Below are 18,653 nucleotides of genomic sequence, written 5' to 3' on the forward strand. Positions count from 1 at the left end.
GTATTCCCCCGGGGCCGGGCGGCCCGCCGGCCGACCGGCCGACCGGCCGACCGGCCGACCGGCCGCCCGAGCGAGCGAGGGGCCGACCGAACCTCGATCGACCGGTCGGCCGGCCGGCCGGCGGGTCAGGCGATCAGGTGGTCGAATTCCCCGTCCTTCACCCCGAGGAGAAGTGCCTCGATCTCGGCCGGCGTGTACACGAGCGCCGGTCCGTCCGGGTGGCGTGAGTTGCGCACCGCCACATCTCCGCCCGGCAGCTTGGCGAACTCCACGCAGGAACCCTGCGAGTTGCTGTGCCTGCTCTTCTGCCAGGTCAACCCATACAAGGAAGCGAGTTCTGCAGCTGCCATCCCGTTGTACGCGTGGTCCACAGGAAGCCCCCGATAGTGCAGATGTCAACTGCACCGGATCATAGCTGTGTTCATGCGCAACTGCATGGGCAGATGCACGTGCACGCGGGGTGGTTCCTTGATCACTCAGCGGCGGCATCGCGGGGCCGGACCGCCGCCGCCAGCGCGGCCGCCTCCGGCACCGCCGGCCGCGCCCGGCCCGAGGAAGGCCAGCGGCGGACCGACGACCAGGGCCAGTGCGGCGGCGGCCCTGAGGGCCACGAGCGGCTCCAGACGGCCCCGCTCGACGGTCAGGGCGGTGCGCGGTCTGCCTCAGCGCCGCCGACCAGGTCATACGGCGCAGCGTAGCGGCACCGCCCGGTTTCGGGTGGTCTTCAGCATTCCTTCAGATTTGTGCGATGTGCCGGGTGGGTAGTTCCATGGCCCGCATGATCCGGAACGCGCTCGAACCCTGGCACCTGGTGATCATCCTCGTCGTCTGCCTGCTGGTCTTCGGCTCGAAGAGGCTGCCGGACATGGCCCGCTCGGCGGGCAGGTCCCTGCGCATCCTCAAGGCGGAGACCCGGGCCCTGCGCGGCGACGACCCGGCGGGGGCGGGTCCGGGGACGGATCCGGGGGCTGGGGCCGGGGCTTAGGCGGGGGTGGTCGGGGGCTCAGGTCCGCGTGGGCTCGGACGCGGGTGGGCTCGGGTGCGGGTGGGCTCGGGTGCGGGCGAGCGCGGACGCGGGTGGGCTCGGGTGCGGGTCTGTGCCGGGGGGAGGGGCCAGGAACTACCGCGGCCGGCCCGGCAGCCCGGGCCGTGTGCCGCCGCCCATCCGGGCGGCGTCGGCCGCCGCCGTGCCGTCCGTCCAGCCCGCGTGGTCCGTGGCGCCGCGCAGCCGCGTGGTCGTCGTGCGGGGGAACATCTCCTGCGCCCGCGAGCCGACCGCCACGTCCCGGGCGACCAACGCCGGCAGCAGCGAACCCGCCGTCGCCTGCTCGGCCGTCTCGGCGAGGCGGTGCCCTATGCGGCTGGCGTAGGCCAGGAAGAACGACTGCCGGAAGGTCTTGGTCCGCTTGCGCCCGCCGGAGCGCTGCGCGGCCTCCGCGCGGGTCATCGCGGCGGTGCCCTGCACCAGCAGGGAGGTGTAGAGCAGTTCGACCGCTTCGAGGTCGCTCTCGAAGCCGACCACCGTCGAGAACTCGAAGGCCGCGTTCCACACCGCCCGGCAGTGGTTGGCCGTGGCCACCGCGTCCAGCAGCACCGCCTTGGCCTCCTCGTACGGCGGCTCGACCCCGATCCGGCACGCGCCCGGCGCCCGCGCGGGCCCCTCGCCGCGCGCGACGAGCAGCGCCTCGTCCACGGTGTGCCGGGCCATCAGCTCCTGCGCCTTCGCGCTGAGCGCCTCCGCCTCCTCCGGGTAGGGGGTCGCCTCCGCCTTGGCCAGCAGCGCCCGGATCCGCCCGAGCATCCGCGGCTCGATGTGCGCGGCCTGCGGCAGGCCGGCCACGTCGCCCGGGACGGGCCCCACCGGCTCGATCGAGGGCAGCCGCACCAGCAGCCGCAGCACCTCCAGGAACGCCGTGGCCAGCGTGAACCGGTCGGCCTTCGCACGCAGCGCGGCCCGCTCGGCGTACGCCTCGTCCCCGGCGCGTCCAGGGGCGGAGGCGGCCGAGTCCCACCACACCTCGTACACCGGCCACCGCTCCGGCAGCCGCGCGTACCGGCGGCCCTCGGCCGCGAACAGGTCCTCCGTCAGCCGTACGTGCCGCTCGCCGAGGTCGCGGCGGACCAGGCGCAGCACGTCGGCCGGCTGCCAGCCGCGCTCCCAGGCCTGCCGCACGTACGTCTCCCCGCGCGCCAGCAGCGCCCGGCCGACGCCCGGCCACGCGGACGGGTCGGCGGCGAGCAGCGAGGCGCCGGTGTCGAGCGCGGTGTCGAGGCCGGCGTCGTCCGGGGCGTAAAGGGCGGCGGCGCAGGCCCGCTCGACGATGTCGTTCACACCCTTCAGCTTGGCATGTCCGCCTTCGCGTCCCACTCCCGGCGGGCGGCCTCGATGCGGGGGCGGTTGGCCAGCGACCAGTCGGCGAGGTTCTTGACCAGGTGCGTGAGGCTGTGGCCGAGCTCGGTCAGCTCGTACTCGACCTGCGGCGGCACGGTGGGGTGGACGGTCCGGGTGACCAGTCCGTCGCGCTCCAGGCGGCGCACGGTCAGGGTGAGCATGCGCTGCGAGATGCCGTCCACGGCGCGCTGGAGCTCCTTGAACCGGTGGACGCCCGCGGCGAGTTCGACCACGACCAGGACCGACCACTTGTCCCCGAGGCGGTCGAGGACGTCACGGACCCCGCAGTCGTCGGCGCAACTGATGACGGGCTCGGTTACACCGATGTGCCCAAGTGACATGAAAGTGCCTCCTTATGTGCCGGGTCGGCGGGGTCCACGATGTCTGTACGAACCACGGAACGGACGGGAGAGTTCCCCATGCTGTTGATCACAGGTGCCTCGGGCGGGCTCGGCTCGCTGATCGCCGAGAAGCTGGCGGGCCGCGCGGACGTACGGCTGGGAACGCGTCGGCCGAGCGGTCCGGATCAGCTGCGGGTGGACTTCGACGACCCCTCCGGCCTGGACTTCTCCGGGGTCCGGACGCTGCTGATGATCTCGGCCGGGTACGGCGAGGACGACGTCGTGATCGCCCGGCACGAGGCCGCGATCACGGCGGCGGAACGGGCCGGGGTGCGTCACCTCGTGTACACGAGCCTCACCCGTGAGGGTGACCACCTGCCGTACGCGCTGGCGCACCGCTGGACCGAGCGGCGGCTGGCCGCCTCGCCGGTCGCGACAACGGTGCTCCGCAACGGCCTGTACGCGGAACTGCTCGCCGCCCTCGCCGCGCCCGCCCCGGACGGGCGGATCACCGCGCCGCTGGGCGCGGGCCGGATCGCGGCCGTGGCCCGGGAGGACCTGGCGGAGGTCGCGGTCCGGGTCGCCACGGACCCGGCGCCGCACGCCGGCCGCACGTACGAACTGGTCGGCGACCGGGCGATCGGCGGCGCCGACCTCGCCGCGGCGGTGGGCGCCACCTACGCGCCGGGCACCCTGGCCGACGCCCGGCGCGCCCTGTCGGGCCCGGGCGCGGTGCCGTTCCAGGTGCCGATGCTGGTCGGCACGTACTCGGCGATCGCGGCGGACTTCCTGGCGACGGAGGACGAGGGCCCCCTGCGCACCCTCCTCGGCCGCACCCCGCGCCCCGCCCTGACGGCCTACGCGCAAGCGGTGACGGCGAACACGGGCTGGTCGGCGGCAGCCTGAGCCGGGGGGCGGGGCCTGAGCCGGGGCGGGGCCTGGGCCGGGGCGGGGCTGAGCCGGGGGCCTGAGCCGGGGCGGGGCCTGAGCCGGGGCGGGGCTTGTGCCCGGGCTCGGGCTCGGGCTCGGGCTCGGGCTCGGGCTCGGGCTCGGGCTCGGGCTCGGGCTCGGGCTCGGGCTCGGGCACACCCGCGGAAGGCCGCGCCCCGGCATCGGTGCCGACCTGCCCCGGGCTCGGCGGCGGGCCGTGCACAAGACAGCCGCGGCGTGGGGCCCCCGGCACGGGCACCGGCCTACCCCGGGCTCGGGACACACCCGCGGAAAGCCCCGCCCCGGCATCGGGCCCCGGCCCGGCACGGGCTCCCTTCCCCCCGCGCTCGGCGGCCGGGCCGCGCACAAGCCCGCCCCGGCGTGGGGCCCCGTCACCGGTGCCGACCTACCCCGGGCTCGGCGGCGGGCCGTGCACAAGCCAGCCGCGGCGTGGGGCGGCACGGCACCCGGCACGGGCCTGCCCGGGCTCGGCGGCCGGGCCGCGCACAAGCCCGCCCCGGCACGGGGCCACGGGTACGGGCACGGGCCTGCCCCGGGCTCAGGACACGCACGCGGAAAGCCCCGTCCCGGCATCGGGCCACGCCACGGGCGCGGCCCTACCGCGCGCTCGGGACACGCACGCGAGCAGCCCCGCCCCAGCATCGGTCCACGGCACGGACACGAGCCGGCCCGCGCTCGGCGGCGAGCCGCGCACCACCCCGTCGCGGCATCGGGCCACGGCACGGGCGCGGGCCTACCCGCGCTCGGGGCACGCCCACGGAAAGCCCCGCGCTCGGCGGCCGGGCCGCCCGCAAGCCCGCCGCGGCTTCCGGGCCCCGGAACCGACGCGGGTGCGGACCTACCCCAGGCGCCGGCACGCCCGCGAAAAGCCCCGCCCCCGCATGGGGGCCGGCACGGACACGGGCCTGCCCCACGCTCGCCGCCCGGCCCACGCACAAGACCGTCGCGGCTTCGGCCCCCGGCACCGGCACCGGCACCGGCACCGACCTACCCCAGGCGCGGGCACGCCGGCGAAAGGCCCCGCCCCCGCATCGGGCCCTGGCATGGACACGGGCCTGCCCCGGGCTCGGCGGCGGCCGCGCGCACAAGCCCGCCGCGGCTCCCGGGCACAAGCCCGCCGCGGCTCCCGGGCACGGGCCCGCCGCGGCTTCCGGGCAGGGCCCGAGGCCCGGTCAGCGCGCCGGGGGCCCGGTGTCAGTGGGGGGTGGGACACTCGCACTCGTGAGCGAGTCCGGGGTGCGGTGGCTGTTGGCCGAGGACGAGGACGGGCGGTGGCAGGCCGGGCCGGTCGGCGGGCCCGCCGCCGTCCGCGGCGCGGCCGACCCCGCCACGGCCGTCACCGCCGCGCCCGCCGGCACCCGCTGGGTCTGGCGGTCGACGGCCGCCGTCTACCCCCGCCTGCTCGCCGCAGGCGTCCGCGTCGAGCGGTGCTACGACATCGAGGACGCCGAGCTCCTGCTCCTCGGGCACGAGGGCCGCCTGGGCGAGCCCCGGTCCGCCGCCGCGGCCTGGGCGCGGCTGCGCGGGCAGCCCGTACCGCCGGATCCGCCCCAGCGGGCCGCGGAACCGGGCACGCAGTCCTCGCTGTTCGAGCCCCGCCCCGTCCCCCTCTCCCCCGACGCCCTCCTCGCCGTCTACACCGAGCAGCAGCGCCGCCACGAGGCCACCGCGCACCCGGACCGCATGCGCCTGCTGACCGCCGCCGAGTCCGCCGGCTTCCTGATCGCCGCCGAGATGCACCGGGCGGGCCTGCCCTGGCGCGCCGACGTGCACCGCGCGGTGCTCACCGAACTGCTCGGCGAGCGCTACGCCGGCCGCGGCGAGCCCCGCCGCCTCGCCGAGCTGGCCGACGAGGTCTCCGCGGCGTTCGGCCGCCGCGTCCGCCCCGACCTCCCGGCCGACGTGATCAAGGCCTTCGCCCAGGCCGGGATCAAGCTCCGGTCGACCCGGCGGTGGGAGCTCCAGGGGATCGACCACCCCGCCGTCGCACCGCTCGTCGCGTACAAGAAGCTCTACCGGATCTGGACCGCCCACGGCTGGTCCTGGCTGCAGGACTGGGTGCACGACGGCCGGTTCCGGCCCGAGTACGTGCCGGGCGGCACCGTCACCGGCCGCTGGGTCACCAACGGCGGCGGCGCCCTGCAGATCCCCAAGGTGATCCGCCGGGCCGTGGTCGCGGACCCCGGCTGGCGCCTGGTCGTGGCCGACGCCGACCAGATGGAACCCCGCGTGCTGGCCGCCATCTCCCGGGACCCGGGCCTGATGGAGGTCTCCGGCCGCCCCGAGGACCTCTACACCTCCATCTCCCGCCAGGGCTTCTCCGGCGACCGCGACAAGGCCAAGATCGCCGTGCTCGGCGCCGTGTACGGCCAGACCTCCGGCGACGGCCTGAAGAACCTCGCCGCCCTGCGCCGCCGCTTCCCGCGGGCCGTCGCGTACGTCGACGACGCCGCCCGGGCCGGCGAGGAGGGCCGCCTGGTGCGCACCTGGCTCGGCCGCACCTGCCCACCGCCCGCCGGGGCCACCGGCGCCGACCGGGACGAGGCCGGGCTGCCGCAGGAGGACGTCGAGCCGGCGCCGGGGTCGGCAGGCTGGTCCGGTCCGGGATCCGGACCCGGGGCGGGGTCCGACGGCGACGAGTGGGTCCCCGGCTACGCCTCCACCAACACCCGCGCCCGCGGCCGGTTCACCCGGAACTTCGTCGTCCAGGGCAGCGCCGCCGACTGGGCCCTGCTGATGCTGGCCGCCCTGCGCCAGGCCACCGCCGGCATGCGCGCCGAGCTGGTGTTCTTCCAGCACGACGAGGTGATCGTGCACTGCCCGGCCGAGGAGGCCGAAGCCGTCGCCGAGGCGATCGCCGCCGCGGCGGACCGGGCCGGCCGCATCGCCTTCGGCACGACCCCGGTCCGCTTCCCGTTCACGACGGCGGTCGTGCAGTGCTACGCCGACGCCAAGTGAACAGCCGACGGCTCTTCACACCGGGCCGGCTCCGCGGACCCGGACGTCGCGGCCCCGCGGGCGCCGTACGCGGCGTCGCGGGTTGCGCACGGCGCCAGCGCCGCCCGCGGACGGCGCCAGACGCCGTCCGCCGTGCCAGGCGCCGTCCGCCGTGCCAGACGCCACGGGCCGTGCCAGACGCCGTGGGGTGGTGCCAGGCACGCGGGCCCTGACCCATTCCTGCGGACAGCGGGCGGACGGCTAGGCGACCACTCGGGCAGACGGGCACTCGGGCAGCGGACAGACGGGGCAGCGGACAGCCGGGCAGGCGGGCAGGCGGCCAGCGGCCAGGCAGGCAGGCTCAGCCGGGCAGGTGGACGGCAGTCAGGGGGCAGACCGGCAGCGGCCGGACGAGCAGCGGCCAGACGAGCAGCGGTCGGACGAGCAGCGGTCGGACGAGCAGCGGCCAGACGGCAGCGGCCGGACGGGCAGCGGACAGGCAGGCAAGTCCGGCTCAGGCGGACAGGTGGACGGCGGGCTAGCCGCGCCACTTGGGCTGGAGCGCCAGCTCCTTGAGCTGCTCCATGCCGAGCGCCGGAACCGCCCGGGTAGGGGCCTGCTCCTGCGCCGCTCCGTTGAACGCGCTGACGATCACCCGCAGCCCGTCCGGCCGCAGCGAGTCCACCCGCCACCAGACCTGCCCGCCCGCGCCCTTGTCGCCGGGCCGCTGCTCGGTCCTGAGCTTGGTCCCGTCCGGCAGCGTGGTCACCGTCGCGCCCCCGGAGCCGCCGCTGCGGAAGATGCTCCCCTCGGCGTTCGTGGGGTCCCGGAAACCGGGCTGGACCTCGACCTGGACCAGCGACAGCCCCTGACCGTCGTCCACCACGGCGTGGACGATGCCGCCCTCGCCGCCCCGGCTCGCGATCCGCAGCCCGTACCCGGCCAGCCGGCCGGTCAGCAGCGCCAGCGCCTCGGGGTCCTGCGACGGCGACCGCCGCGCCCCGTCCGCCCCGCCTGCCCCGTTCGCCTCGGCTGCCCCATCCGCCCCGTCCACCGCCGCCGGTAGGTCGTTCAGCGCCGGCAGCCACTGGCTGGACGTGACGAGCGCGCGCAACTGCCGCCTGTCCAGCGGCGGTTCCGCCCGCGAGACGGCCGCGCCCTTCTCCGCCGGAGCGTTCCACTCCGACGCCTCGACCACGTGGCCTTCCCGGGTCACCAGTACCGCCCGCCACAGCTTGGTGGGCGCGCGCCGGTCGGCGTACTCGTAGCCGCGCAGGATCTGCAACCGCGAGCCGTCGCCGAGGCTCTCCTCGGAGCAGTCGTCGTACCCGGCCGTCTTCTTGTCCGGACACCTGGTCAGCCCCTGCGCGCTATCCGTCCCCGGGGCCACCCGCTGCAGCGCGACCGAGACGGCGGCCCGGCCCCGGCCGTCGTCGTAGACGCCGGAGGCCATGGGCCCGAGCTCGTCCTCGGTGCCGCGCGCCTGGGTCTCCGCGAGGCTGCCGCCGGGCAGCAACTGCCGCAGCACCGCGATCATCTGCTCCGCCGGTACGGCGCCACTGCCGACCCGGGCCGGGCCGGCACCGCCCGTCCCGCCGCCCGAGGGCGCGACCGCCCCGGCCGCGAGCCGCGCCGGGCCGGCCGGCCCCTGGCCGCCACCGCCGAACAGCCCGCCGGCGTACGAACCGGCACCGGCGACCGCGGCGATCGCCAGCGCCCCGGCCACCGCACCGACCCGCCGCCGGACCACCAACCGTCGCCCGTACTGCTCACCGGCGGCGGCGAGGGCCCGCTGATCAGGACTGAACGCACCCCCTGCCCGCCGCAGGGCCGCACCGAGCTCATCTTCGAACGCCATGGGAACCAGCCTTCCTGCCGGAGAAGTCGGGGACGCGCATCTCAAGGGTGGTACCGAGGTACCGCCGGCCGGGGCCCGTGCCGCCAGCGGGGCCGCACCGCAGGCCAGGGCCCGGGGGCCACGGCCAGGGCCCGGGGCCGGGCCTGGCCCAGGGGCCGGTCCCCGGGCTGGCGCCTGAGCCGTGGGACTGGGCCGGACATGGTGCCCAGGGCTCGGGAACCTGGAGCCCCGGGCCCGGGACCCTGGAGCTCGGGGCCTTGGAGCTCGGGGCCTTGGAGCCCGGCGCCCTGGAACCTGGAGACTTGGAACCCGGGCCACGGAGCCCGCGGCCCTGGAGCCCGGGGCCCTGGAACCCGGAGACCCGAAGCCCGGGGCCCTGGAACCCGGAGACCCGGAGCCTGGGGACCTGGAACCCCGGCCCCTGGAACCCCAGGCCCCTGGCCCGAGGAGCGGGGCGAGTCATCGGCCGATCAGCTCCCCCGGGCTCCCGCCCAGCTCCTCCCGCAGCCGCGCCAGCGCCCTCGTGCAGCGGGTCCGTACGGCCGCCAGGCTGACGTTCATCGCGTCGGCCGTCTCCTCGATGCTGCGGTCCTCCCAGTACCGCAGCACCAGCACCGCCCGATCCTTCGGCGGCAGCCGCCCCAGCGCCTGGAGCAGCGTCAGCCGCAGCGCGCTGTCCCCGTCCCGGGCCGCAGCGTCCGGTCCGGGGAGGTCCGCGACGGGCCGTTCGCCCGCGGACCGGCGGCGCTGGTGGGTGAGGAAGGACCGGACGAGGACGGTCTGGGCATAGGCGGCCGGGTTGTCGATCCGGGAGATCCGGCCCCAGAGCAGGTACATCCGGCCCAACGTCTCCTGGACCAGGTCCTCCGCGAGGTGCGTGTCGCCGCTCGCCAGCAGACAGGCCGACCGGTACAGGTGTGCCGCCCGCTCCTGCGCGAACTCCCGGTACCCGTCCCTGGACCCGTCCCTGGACCTCTGCCGCATGCCTCCCCCTCTTCTGCGCGTCCCGCCCCACCCCCACTGACGCGGCAGACCCCACGGGACGTTTCACCGCTGGTCCGTCGATCGCCCGCGAAACGCCGACGGGGCAACCGCGGAGTGCGGCTGCCCGGTGGTCGACGTCGGTCTCGGTTCGGCGTCGGCGTCGGCGTATGTCTCAGTGTCGGGGAACCTGGACGGCCGAGGTGGCGGTCACTGCCAGCCCATGTCGCCGTTGGCGGTGGCCGGGGCGACCTGCCAGCCCATGTCGCCGGCCACCGTGGCGGCGGGCGGCGCCTGCCACCCCATGTCGCCCGCCTGCGCGGCGGTGGCTCCGAGGAGGATCGACCCGGCGGTGAGGGTGAGGACCGCGGCGGCCTTGGCGAATCGGGTGGTGATCACGGCGGTGGACCTTTCGGCTGGGCTTCGGCTCGGCGTCGGCGTCGGCGTCGGCTCGGCTTCGGCTCTGCTTCTGCATCGGCTGCGCGTCGGCTGGGCGTCGGCTTCGTCTTCGACTTCGGTGGACGGATCCGGCCCCGCGTCCCGCGGTGACTAGGTGCCGGTTCTGCCTGCCGGCGCTCTCCCTGCCGGCGATCACTACTTTCGTCGCAGGTCAGACTGCTCGGAAGAGGTTTCCAGTGGCCCCAACAGGCCTTGGCCCAATGGGGCCACCAACGGCGCCTCGGCCCGGTGCAGGACCCAGCCGGCCAGCTCGTCGGACTCCCGCAGCAGCCGCAGGCACACCTGCGCCACCCGCCCCTCGGCCTCGCTCAGCGAGCCGGCCATGAGGAAGAACCCGAGCACGGGATGGGGCACGGCCAGCGGGTGCGCGCTGACGTGCTCGACCCGCTCCTCGGGCCGGGCGAGGTCCAGGGCCTGGCGCGCGGCGCCGTAGGGCAACGGGGCGCCGCACGGGCCCCGGAGTTGGGCGTGGATGAGATACATGGGGTCGAGGGTGTCAAGACTCGGCGGCCGGGGCCCCGGTTTCCGCCTGGCCCCTTGGGGCCGTGGACACAACCGTCCAATCGAAAACCCGCTACTCCCACCCCTTCAAGATCATGCGATTATCGGCGTGAAGATTCAGGGGAGGGGGGCCTCACATTGTTGACCCAATTGGGTCTTGACCAGCACACAGAGACCGTCTATCGAGCCATGCTCACCCGGCCCGGCGACGGCGTGTCGGCACTCGCCGACCGCCTGGGCCTGCCCGAGGACGTCATCCGCGCCAGCCTCGACCAGCTGAGCGAACTCGCCCTCGTCCGGCCGTCCTACGACGATCCCGGCCGGATCCGGGCGGTCAGCCCGGACGTCGGCATGGAGATCCTGCTCGCCCGGCAGCAGGCCGAACTCGCCGCCCAGCAGCAGCGCGTGGAGGCCACCCGGGCGGCCGCGGCCCAGCTCATCTCGGAGTACGCGGCCCTGCGCCCGGACGCCGCACAGCCGGGCGTGGAACACCTGGCGGGCCTGGACCAGATCCGCGACCGGATCGCGACGCTCACCCGCGACACCAAGGAGGAGGTGATGATCTTCGCTCCGGACGGGGAGCAGACCAAGGAGAACCTGGAGGCGTCGCGCCCCCTGGACGAAGCCCTCCTGGAGCGCGGCGTCCGGATGCGCACGATCTACCTCGACAGCGTCCGCAACAGCCCGCACAGCGTCGAGTACGCGGAATGGCTGAGCGCACTGGGCCGCCAGGCGCGCACCGTTCCGACGCTTCCACTCCGCATGATCATCTCCGATCGGACCACCGCGATCGTGCCGGTCAACAGCGAGAACTCGGCGGCCGGCGCGGTCGTCCTGACCGGCGACGGCACCCTGACCGCCCTGTGCGCGCTGTTCGAGAGCGTCTGGGAGAACGGCAAGCCGCTGGGCGAGAAGACCCGGCGCGACGGCGACGGCCCCACCGACACCGAGCTGACCGCCCTCAAGCTGCTCGCCGACGGCCACACCGACGAGGCCATCGCCAAGCGGCTGGGCGTCTCCCACCGCACCGCCCGCCGCATCGCGACCACGCTCATGGAACGCCTGGGCGCCCGCAGCCGCTTCGAAGCAGGCGTCCGCGCCGTCCAACAGGGCTGGCTCACCTGACCCCACCGGCCCCGGCCACCCGGCACACCGGGGGCCGGGGCCCGGGGGCCGACCCGCCGGACGCCCGACGCCCGGAACACCAAAAAACCCAGGCCACACAAGGTGACCTGGGCTTCGCTGGAGCCGCCTTCGGGATTCGAACCCGAGACCTACGCATTACGAGTGCGTTGCTCTGGCCAACTGAGCTAAGGCGGCATGCTGCGGTGAGGATCTTCCTGGGGAAGGCTCTCATCAGCAGCGGCGCTAAGTCTACAGGGTTGAACCGGGTGCCCCGAACCAGGGCGGGTCAGGGCTGGGACGGGCGGCAGCGTTGGCCCGGCTTCGGGGGCGTGCCGTCCAGGAGGTAGTGGTTGATCGCCGTGTCGACGCAGTCGCTGCCGCGGCCGTACGCCGTGTGGCCGTCGCCCTCGTAGGTCAGCAGGACGCCGGAGCTGAGCTGCCCGGCCAGGGCCTGGGCCCACTGGTACGGGGTGGCCGGGTCGCGCGTGGTGCCGACGACCACGATCGGCGGGGCGCCCTCGGCGGACAGGGAGCGGGCCGAGCCGGTGGCCTTGACCGGCCAGTACGTGCAGTTCAGCGCGGCCCAGGCCAGGCCCGCGCCGAAGACCGGGGAGGCCTTCTCGAACGAGGGCAGGGCCGCCTCGACCGCTTCGGGCCCGGCGAAGGCGGGGGGCTGGTCCAGGCAGTTGACGGCCGCGTTGGCGTACATCAGGTTGGCGTAGCGGCCGTCCGGCTCGCGCTCGTAGTAGCTGTCCGCGAGCGACAGCAGGCCGGCGCCGTCGCCGTCCATCGCCTGCGCGACCGCCTCGCGCAGCTGGGGCCAGGCCGTCTCGTCGTACAGGGCCGCGATCACGCCCGTGGTGGCCAGGGACTCGCCCAGGGGGCGCTTGGGGTCGCCGGTGGGCACCGGGGTGGCGTCCAGGGTGCGGAAGAACTGCTTCAGGCGGGTGGCCACCTGGTCCGGACCGCCACGGCCCAGCGGGCAGTCGGGCTGCTTGGCGCAGTCCGCGGCGAAGGCGCGGAAGGCCGTCTCGAAGCCGGCCGTCTGGTCCCGGTTGAGGTCCAGCGCCGACCGGGTCGGGTCCATGGCCCCGTCCAGCACCAGGCGCCCCACCCGGCCCGGGAACAGGTCCGCGTACGTGGCGCCGAGGAAGGTGCCGTACGAGGCGCCGACGTAGGTCAGCTTCTCGTCGCCCAGGACGGCGCGCAGCACGTCCAGGTCCCGGGCCGCGTCCACGGTCGAGACGTGCGGCAGGAGCCGGCGCGAACGCTCCTCGCAGCCCGCCGCGAACGACTTGAACGCCGCCACCAGCCGCACCCGCTCCGCCGCGTCGTCCGGGGTCTGGTCGACCTGCGTGTACGCGTCCATGCCCGGCCCGGTCAGGCACTCGACCGGGCTGCTGCGGGCCACGCCGCGCGGGTCCAGGGAGACCATGTCGTACTGGGCGCGGACGGGGGCCGGGTAGCCGATGCCGGCGTACGCCTGGAGGTAGCCGATGCCGGAGCCGCCGGGGCCGCCCGGGTTGACCACGAGGGAGCCGAGCCGCTTGCCCGGGCCGGTGGCCTTCTTGCGGGCCACCGCGAGCTCGATCTCCTGGCCGTCCCCGGGCTTGTCGTAGTCCAGCGGCGCCTTCAGGGTGGCGCACTGGAACCCGGCCACGCCGCAGTGGCGCCAGGTCAGCTTCTGGTCGTAGTACGGGCGCAGGGCGGCCGGGACCGCCGGCGGCCCGGCCGTGGCCGCGGGCGAGCGGCCGGAGGCCGAAGCGGCGGCGCGGGGGTCGGCGCTGCCCGGCGTACACCCGGAGAGCAGCAGCCCGGCGGCTGCGATCACGGTCCCGGTCGTACGCAACAGGCGGCTGGTGTCCATCCCGGCAGCGTATGTCCTGGGGCCGGGTGGCGCCTGCGCACCACCGTGCCCGGGCCCCGGTCGGCCCGGTCGCTCCGCTGCCGTGGCGACGTGCCGCCCACCACCGTGCCCGTACGGGCGCCCCCGGCCTGCCCGGGCGCCCGCCCAGGCCTGCCCGGCCCTCCGTGGCGGCGCGGCAGCCGCCGGAAGGCCCGGCCCGCCCCTGGTCCCCGCCTCGCCCTCCCCCCTCCGGCCGCCGAGGCGGACCACCCGGACGAGGGAAGGCGTCAACCGGCGCGCAGGGCCATGGTCATCGCCTCGACCGCCAGCAGCGGCGCCACGTTGCGGTCGAGGGCCTCCCGGCAGGCGATGACCGCCTCGATCCGGCGCAGGGTGCGCTCGGGGCCACCGGAGCGGGCGACCCGGTCGAGGTCGGAGCGTATGTCCTCGTTGGCGATGGCGACCGTGGAACCGAGCTGGAGGGCCAGCACGTCGCGGTAGAAGCCGGTCAGGTCGGTCAGGGCCAGGTCGAGGCTGTCGCGCTGGGTGCGGGTGCGGCGGCGCTTCTGCTTGTCCTCCAGCTCCTTCATGACCCCGGCGGTGCCGCGCGGCATCCGCCCGCCCGTGCCGGCGGCGGCGCCGAGCGCGGCGCGCAGCTCCTCGGTCTCCTTGGCGTCCACCTCCTCGGCCATCTGCTTGGCGTCCTCGGCGGCCGCGTCGACCAGCTCCTGCGCCGCCTTCAAGCAGCCGCCCACGTCGTCCACCCGCAGCGGCAGCCTCAGCACGGCGGTGCGCCGGGCCCGCGCCCGCTCGTCCGTGGCCAGCCGGCGGGCCCGGTCGATGTGCCCCTGCGTCGCACGGGCCGCGGCGGCGGCGACCTCGGGCTCGATGCCGTCCCGGCGGACCAGGACGTCGGCGACGGCCGCGACCGGCGGGGTGCGCAGGCTCAGGTGGCGGCAGCGGGAGCGGATGGTGGGCAGCACGTCCTCCAGGGAGGGCGCGCACAGCAGCCACACGGTGCGGGGGGCGGGCTCCTCCACCGCCTTCAGCAGGACGTTCCCGGCGCCCTCGGTGAGGCGGTCGGCGTCCTCCAGGACGATCACCTGCCAGCGGCCGACGGCGGGGGACAGCTGGGCCCGGCGGACCAGCTCGCGGGTCTCCTTCACACCGATGGAGAGCAGGTCCGTGCGGACGATCTCCACGTCGGCGTGGGTGCCCACCAAGGTGGTGTGGCAGCCGTCGCAGAACCCGCAGCCCGGATCGGCGCCGAGCTTGCGGTCCGGGCTGGTGCACTGCAGGGCCGCGGCGAACGCGCGGGCCGCGGTGTCCCGCCCGGCCCCGGGCGGGCCTGTGAACAGCCAGGCGTGGGTCATCTTCGAGGCGGTCGGCGCCGCCTCGCCCGCCTCGGCGGCCGTGACCAGCGCGTCGGCGTCGCGAGCGGCCGCGGCCAGCTGCGTCTGTACGCGCTCCTGGCCCACCAGGTCGTCCCATACGGGCATGCCGCCCACCGCCTTCCGTTCCCCGTGCCTGCCTCACCCCTGCGCTCACCATTGTGGCCCGTACCGCCGACAGCCCCGCCGTTGTCCACAGGCGGGGCTGTCGGGCCGGGCGACGTCAGCGGTCCCGGGCCGGGCGGCGTCAGCGGTCGGGCCGGGCGGCGTCAGCGGCGACGGCGACGGCGGTCGTCGTCCTCGTCGTCGGGGCCGGAGTCGTCCCGGCGCGGCCCGAGGAGTTCGTCGGCCAGGGTCGGCAGGTCGTCCAGCGGGGTCTCCTCCGCCCAGTCCGACCGGCCGCGCGGACGGCCCGTGCCGTCGAGCACGGGCAGCTCCCGGGTGGCCTCGTCCCCGGTCCGGGGCCCGGACGCCGCGTCCCGGAAGATCCCCGGCGGCACCCGGTCGGCCGGGTCCTCCTGGGGCAGCGGGGCCGACGGACGCGTGGCCTGCGGCCGCGGGGCCTGCGGACGCGGCGCGTCCGGGCGTACGGGCGGCAGCACGGCCGTCTCGTCGACCGGACCGGCAGGACCGGCAGGACCGGCCGGGTCGGCCGGGTCGGCGGCACCCGCGGGACCGGCCGGGTCGCCGGGGCGTACGGGCGGCAGCAGCGCGGTCTCGTCGGCCGCGCCCGGCGGCGGGGCCGGGGCGTCGTCCGGCTGCGGGACCGGGAGCTGCTGGGTGATCTCGTCCGGGGCCACGGCCGGGGCGACCACCGGGGTCTCCACCGTCACGGCGTCGTCCGGGTGCGGCGGCGTGTCCTGGCCCGCCGCCCAGCTCGGCACGGGCGGGTCCCCCGCCGCGTCCCGGGCCGGGTGCGGGGGCTTGGTCAGATCGGCCCTGCGGCCCGGGCCGGCGGCCCCGCCCGCCGCAGCGTCCTCGGAAGCATGCGCAGGCTTGGTCAGATCGGCCTTGCGACCCGACCCGGCACCCGGCCCGACCGGACGAGCGCCAGCACCCCCACCGGCACCAGCACCAGCACCAGCACCAGCACCAGCACCGGCAGCGGCACCCGCACCAGCACCCGAAGCACCCGGCGCCCCGGCCGGCGACCCGCCCTGAGCCCCGCCCCCACCGGAAGCCTCCGCAGCGGCCGCGGCAGCCGCCGCCTCCGCCAGCCGCCGGGCCTCCTCCGCCTTCAGCAGGGCCTCCTCGGCCCGCCGCTGCTTCTCCCGGCGCCGCTCCTCGGCCTCGGCCCGCAGCCGGGCCTCCTCCGCCGCCTGCCGCCGCAGCCGCTCCTGCTCCGCCGCGCGCGCCTTCTCCTCGGCCTCCTGCCGCAGCCGCTCGGCCTCGGCGCGCGCCCGGGCCTCCTCCTCGGCCCGCAGCCGCTCCTCCTCCGCCCTGCGGGCGGCCTCCGCCTCGGCGCGGAGCCGGGCGGCCTCCTCCTCGGCCTTGCGGCGCGCCTCCTCCTCGGCGCGCAGCCGCTCCTCCTCCGCCTTGCGTTCGGCGGCGAGCCGCTCCTCCTCGGCCTTGCGCGCGGCCTCCTCGGCCGCCTTGCGCCGCGCCTCCTCCTCGGCCTTGCGCCGGGCCTCGGCCTGCGCGGCGATCTCGGCCTCCGACAGCGGAAGCATCCGGTCCAGGCGGTGGCGTACGACGGTGGTGACCGACTCCGGGTCCTGCCCCGCGTCGACCACCAGGTACCGGCCCGGATCCGCCGCGGCCAGGGTCAGGAACCCGGCCCGCACCCGCTGGTGGAACTCCACCGGCTCCGACTCCAGCCGGTCCGGAGCCTCGGTGAACCGCTCCCGCGCGGCCTCCGGGGACACGTCGAGCAGCACGGTCAGGTTCGGCACCAGCCCGGACGTCGCCCAGCGGTTGATCCGGGCGATCTCGGTCGGCGACAGGTCGCGGCCGGCGCCCTGGTAGGCGACGGAGGAGTCGATGTACCGGTCGGAGATGACCACCGCGCCGCGCTCCAGCGCCGGGCGGACCACGGTGTCGACGTGCTCGGCCCGGTCGGCGGCGTACAGCAGGGCCTCGGCCCGGTTGGACAGGCCGGCCGAGGAGACGTCGAGCAGGATCGAACGCAGTCGCTTGCCGACCGGCGTGGCCCCGGGCTCGCGCGTCACGACGACCTCGTGGCCCTTGCCGCGTATCCAGTCGGCCAGCGCCTGCACCTGGGTGGACTTGCCGGCGCCGTCGCCGCCCTCCAGGGCGATGAAGAAGCCGGTCGTGGCGGGCGCCTGCACCGGCTCCCCGCCGCGCAGCGCCTCCCGCAGGTCGCGCCGCAGCGGCACCCCGGACCGGTCGTCGGCCTTGGCCAGCACGAGCACGGCGGCGGGCAGCAGCAGCGCGCCGACCAGCATCAGCGTGTACGCGGCTCCGCCGTGCGCGAGGACGACCCGGTCGCCGCCGATCCGGTGCGGGCCGATCAGCGCCGCGAGGACGGGCGCGGTCAGCGCCCCGACGGCGACGGCCACGCGGACGACGGCGTGCAGGTGCTCGGTGACCCGGACCCGGCGGAACTCCTCGGTCTCCTGGTCCAGCAGCGTGTGCCCGGTGTTGGCCGCGACGCCCGCGGTGACACCGGCGAGCAGCGACAGCATGACGACGGTGGCGGTGTCCGGCACCAGCCCGGCCAGCAGCAGCGCGAGCCCGGTCACCGCGACGGCCAGCGCCAGCAACCTGCGCCGGGACAGGGTGGGCAGCACCTTGCCGGTCTGGTTGGCGCGGATGCCGAGCCCGGTGCCGCCGCTGAGGGCGAGCACGAGCAGGGCGAAGGTGACGGGCCCGCCGCCGAGGTCGTAGGCGTGCAGGACGCTCACGGCCACCGCGCAGGAGATCGCCCCGGCGACGGCCGCGCACGCGAGCACCAGCAGCGGGACGGCCCCGGTCCGGCCGGTGTCGCCGCCGCCGTCGCCGGTCTTCGGCGCGCGCAGCCCCTCCAGCGGGGAGCGCGGGCGCGGGGTCTTGGCGGTGGGCAGCACCAGCGGCAGCAGCAGCGAGACCGACGCCGCGAACAGTCCGGCGGCGACGTACGAGCCGAGCGCGGCCTGGTTGGCGGCGAACCAGTCGACGCCGAGGCCGAGCGCCTTCCCGATCAGGGTCGCCACCAGCAGCGCGGCGGCGGCCGCCGGCAGGGCGGCGAACCCGGTCCGCAGCGTCAGCCGGCGCAGCGCGTCGAGGTGGTCGGGCAGCGGCCGTACGGTCGCGCCCTCCGGCGGCGGGGCCGGGAGCAGCGCGGGGGCGGCCGAGTCCTTGGCCAGGGTCCACAGCCGCTCGGCGACGCCGGACAGGAAGACGGTGGCCAGCAGCACGATCAGCGCGTGGTCCGGCACCCAGTCGAGCCACAGCGGGGCCACGACGAACAGGCCGATCCGCACCCCGTCGGCGCCGATCATGGTCCAGCGCCGGTCGAGCTTGCCGCCGGGGGCGGTCAGCTTGGTCAGCGGCCCGAGCAGCACGGCCCCGGTCAGCAGGGTCGCGAGGACGCGTACGCCGAACACCGCGGCCACGGCGAACGCCGCGCTCCGGTAGCCCCCGCCGAACGCCCCGTCGACCACCGCCGCCTGCAGCGCGAGCAGCACCAGGACCAGCAGGGCGAGGGCGTCGCCGATGCCGCTGACCAGCTGGGCGCTCCACAGCCGGCGCAGCCTCGGGGTGCGCAGCAGGGCGCGCACCGCACGCTCGCGGGAGTCCGCTGCTAGGGCCTCGTCGTACGTGGGGTTCGCGGTGGTCACGACCGCCTGCTGCTCGGCTCGCGTCATCCGCCCAGCCTATCCGCTGGGACCGACGTGGCGGAGGCCCGCGGTCCGCCTCCCCCGGCCCCAGG

At 76.4% G+C, this 18,653-nt stretch carries 14 protein-coding genes and 1 tRNA gene; 4 read left to right on the forward strand and 11 right to left on the reverse strand.

The window, feature by feature from the left end:
- Nucleotides 1-125: 125 nt before the first annotated feature.
- Complete coding sequence (locus LG632_RS16805; RefSeq protein WP_125640303.1) at nt 126-371, reverse strand: DUF397 domain-containing protein; 246 nt, start codon at nt 369-371, stop codon at nt 126-128.
- A gap of 407 nt (nt 372-778) precedes the next feature.
- Here LG632_RS16805 and tatA point away from each other — a divergent pair, with 407 nt between their 5' ends.
- Nucleotides 779-985 (forward strand): Sec-independent protein translocase subunit TatA, encoded by a 207-nt coding sequence (gene tatA, locus LG632_RS16810; RefSeq protein ID WP_226728129.1) that lies wholly within the window; start codon nt 779-781, stop codon nt 983-985.
- Nucleotides 986-1,120: 135 nt separating this feature from the next.
- Here tatA and LG632_RS16815 read toward each other — a convergent pair whose 3' ends face one another.
- The gene (locus LG632_RS16815; RefSeq protein WP_226728130.1) at nt 1,121-2,332 is read right to left on the reverse strand and encodes a DUF2786 domain-containing protein; all 1,212 of its coding nucleotides are present in this window, start codon (nt 2,330-2,332) and stop codon (nt 1,121-1,123) included.
- Nucleotides 2,333-2,337: 5 nt separating this feature from the next.
- Nucleotides 2,338-2,733, reverse strand: a complete 396-nt coding sequence (locus tag LG632_RS16820; RefSeq protein WP_226728131.1) for a winged helix-turn-helix transcriptional regulator — start codon at nt 2,731-2,733, stop codon at nt 2,338-2,340.
- Nucleotides 2,734-2,811: 78 nt separating this feature from the next.
- On the opposite strand from LG632_RS16820, the gene LG632_RS16825 reads away from it, so the two are divergent.
- Nucleotides 2,812-3,639, forward strand: coding sequence for a Rossmann-fold NAD(P)-binding domain-containing protein (locus tag LG632_RS16825; protein ID WP_226728132.1), 828 nt, complete (start codon nt 2,812-2,814; stop codon nt 3,637-3,639).
- Between the two features lie 1,266 nt (nt 3,640-4,905).
- Entirely contained in the window at nt 4,906-6,642 is a 1,737-nt protein-coding gene (locus LG632_RS16830; protein WP_226728133.1) for a bifunctional 3'-5' exonuclease/DNA polymerase, read from the forward strand.
- Between the two features lie 517 nt (nt 6,643-7,159).
- Here LG632_RS16830 and LG632_RS16835 read toward each other — a convergent pair.
- The 4 genes from LG632_RS16835 to LG632_RS16850 form a co-directional block, all read right to left on the reverse strand.
- Nucleotides 7,160-8,479, reverse strand: a complete 1,320-nt coding sequence (locus tag LG632_RS16835; RefSeq protein WP_226728134.1) for a hypothetical protein — start codon at nt 8,477-8,479, stop codon at nt 7,160-7,162.
- A gap of 459 nt (nt 8,480-8,938) precedes the next feature.
- Nucleotides 8,939-9,463, reverse strand: a complete 525-nt coding sequence (locus LG632_RS16840; RefSeq protein WP_226728135.1) for a SigE family RNA polymerase sigma factor — start codon at nt 9,461-9,463, stop codon at nt 8,939-8,941.
- Nucleotides 9,464-9,670: 207 nt separating this feature from the next.
- Nucleotides 9,671-9,859, reverse strand: coding sequence for a hypothetical protein (locus LG632_RS16845; protein ID WP_226728136.1), 189 nt, complete (start codon nt 9,857-9,859; stop codon nt 9,671-9,673).
- Between the two features lie 195 nt (nt 9,860-10,054).
- Nucleotides 10,055-10,402, reverse strand: coding sequence for a hypothetical protein (locus LG632_RS16850; RefSeq protein ID WP_226728137.1), 348 nt, complete (start codon nt 10,400-10,402; stop codon nt 10,055-10,057).
- Between the two features lie 156 nt (nt 10,403-10,558).
- Here LG632_RS16850 and LG632_RS16855 point away from each other — a divergent pair, with 156 nt between their 5' ends.
- The gene (locus tag LG632_RS16855; protein WP_226728138.1) at nt 10,559-11,545 is read left to right on the forward strand and encodes a helix-turn-helix transcriptional regulator; all 987 of its coding nucleotides are present in this window, start codon (nt 10,559-10,561) and stop codon (nt 11,543-11,545) included.
- A gap of 118 nt (nt 11,546-11,663) precedes the next feature.
- On the opposite strand, the gene LG632_RS16860 is transcribed toward LG632_RS16855, so the two are convergent.
- The 4 genes from LG632_RS16860 to tmk form a co-directional block, all read right to left on the reverse strand.
- A tRNA-Thr gene (locus LG632_RS16860) sits at nt 11,664-11,740 on the reverse strand.
- A gap of 91 nt (nt 11,741-11,831) precedes the next feature.
- On the reverse strand, nt 11,832-13,412 hold the full coding sequence (locus LG632_RS16865) for an alpha/beta hydrolase (protein WP_226728139.1): 1,581 nt from the start codon (nt 13,410-13,412) through the stop codon (nt 11,832-11,834).
- A gap of 266 nt (nt 13,413-13,678) precedes the next feature.
- On the reverse strand, nt 13,679-14,890 hold the full coding sequence (locus LG632_RS16870) for a DNA polymerase III subunit delta' (protein WP_226728140.1): 1,212 nt from the start codon (nt 14,888-14,890) through the stop codon (nt 13,679-13,681).
- 161 nt (nt 14,891-15,051) lie between these two features.
- A complete protein-coding gene (tmk, locus tag LG632_RS16875; protein WP_226728141.1) occupies nt 15,052-18,588 on the reverse strand; it encodes a dTMP kinase in 3,537 nt (1,178 codons plus the stop codon).
- Nucleotides 18,589-18,653 lie beyond the last annotated feature (65 nt).

This window comes from Streptomyces antimicrobicus (assembly GCF_020532625.1).
Taxonomy (GTDB): Bacteria; Actinomycetota; Actinomycetes; order Streptomycetales; family Streptomycetaceae; genus Streptomyces; species Streptomyces antimicrobicus.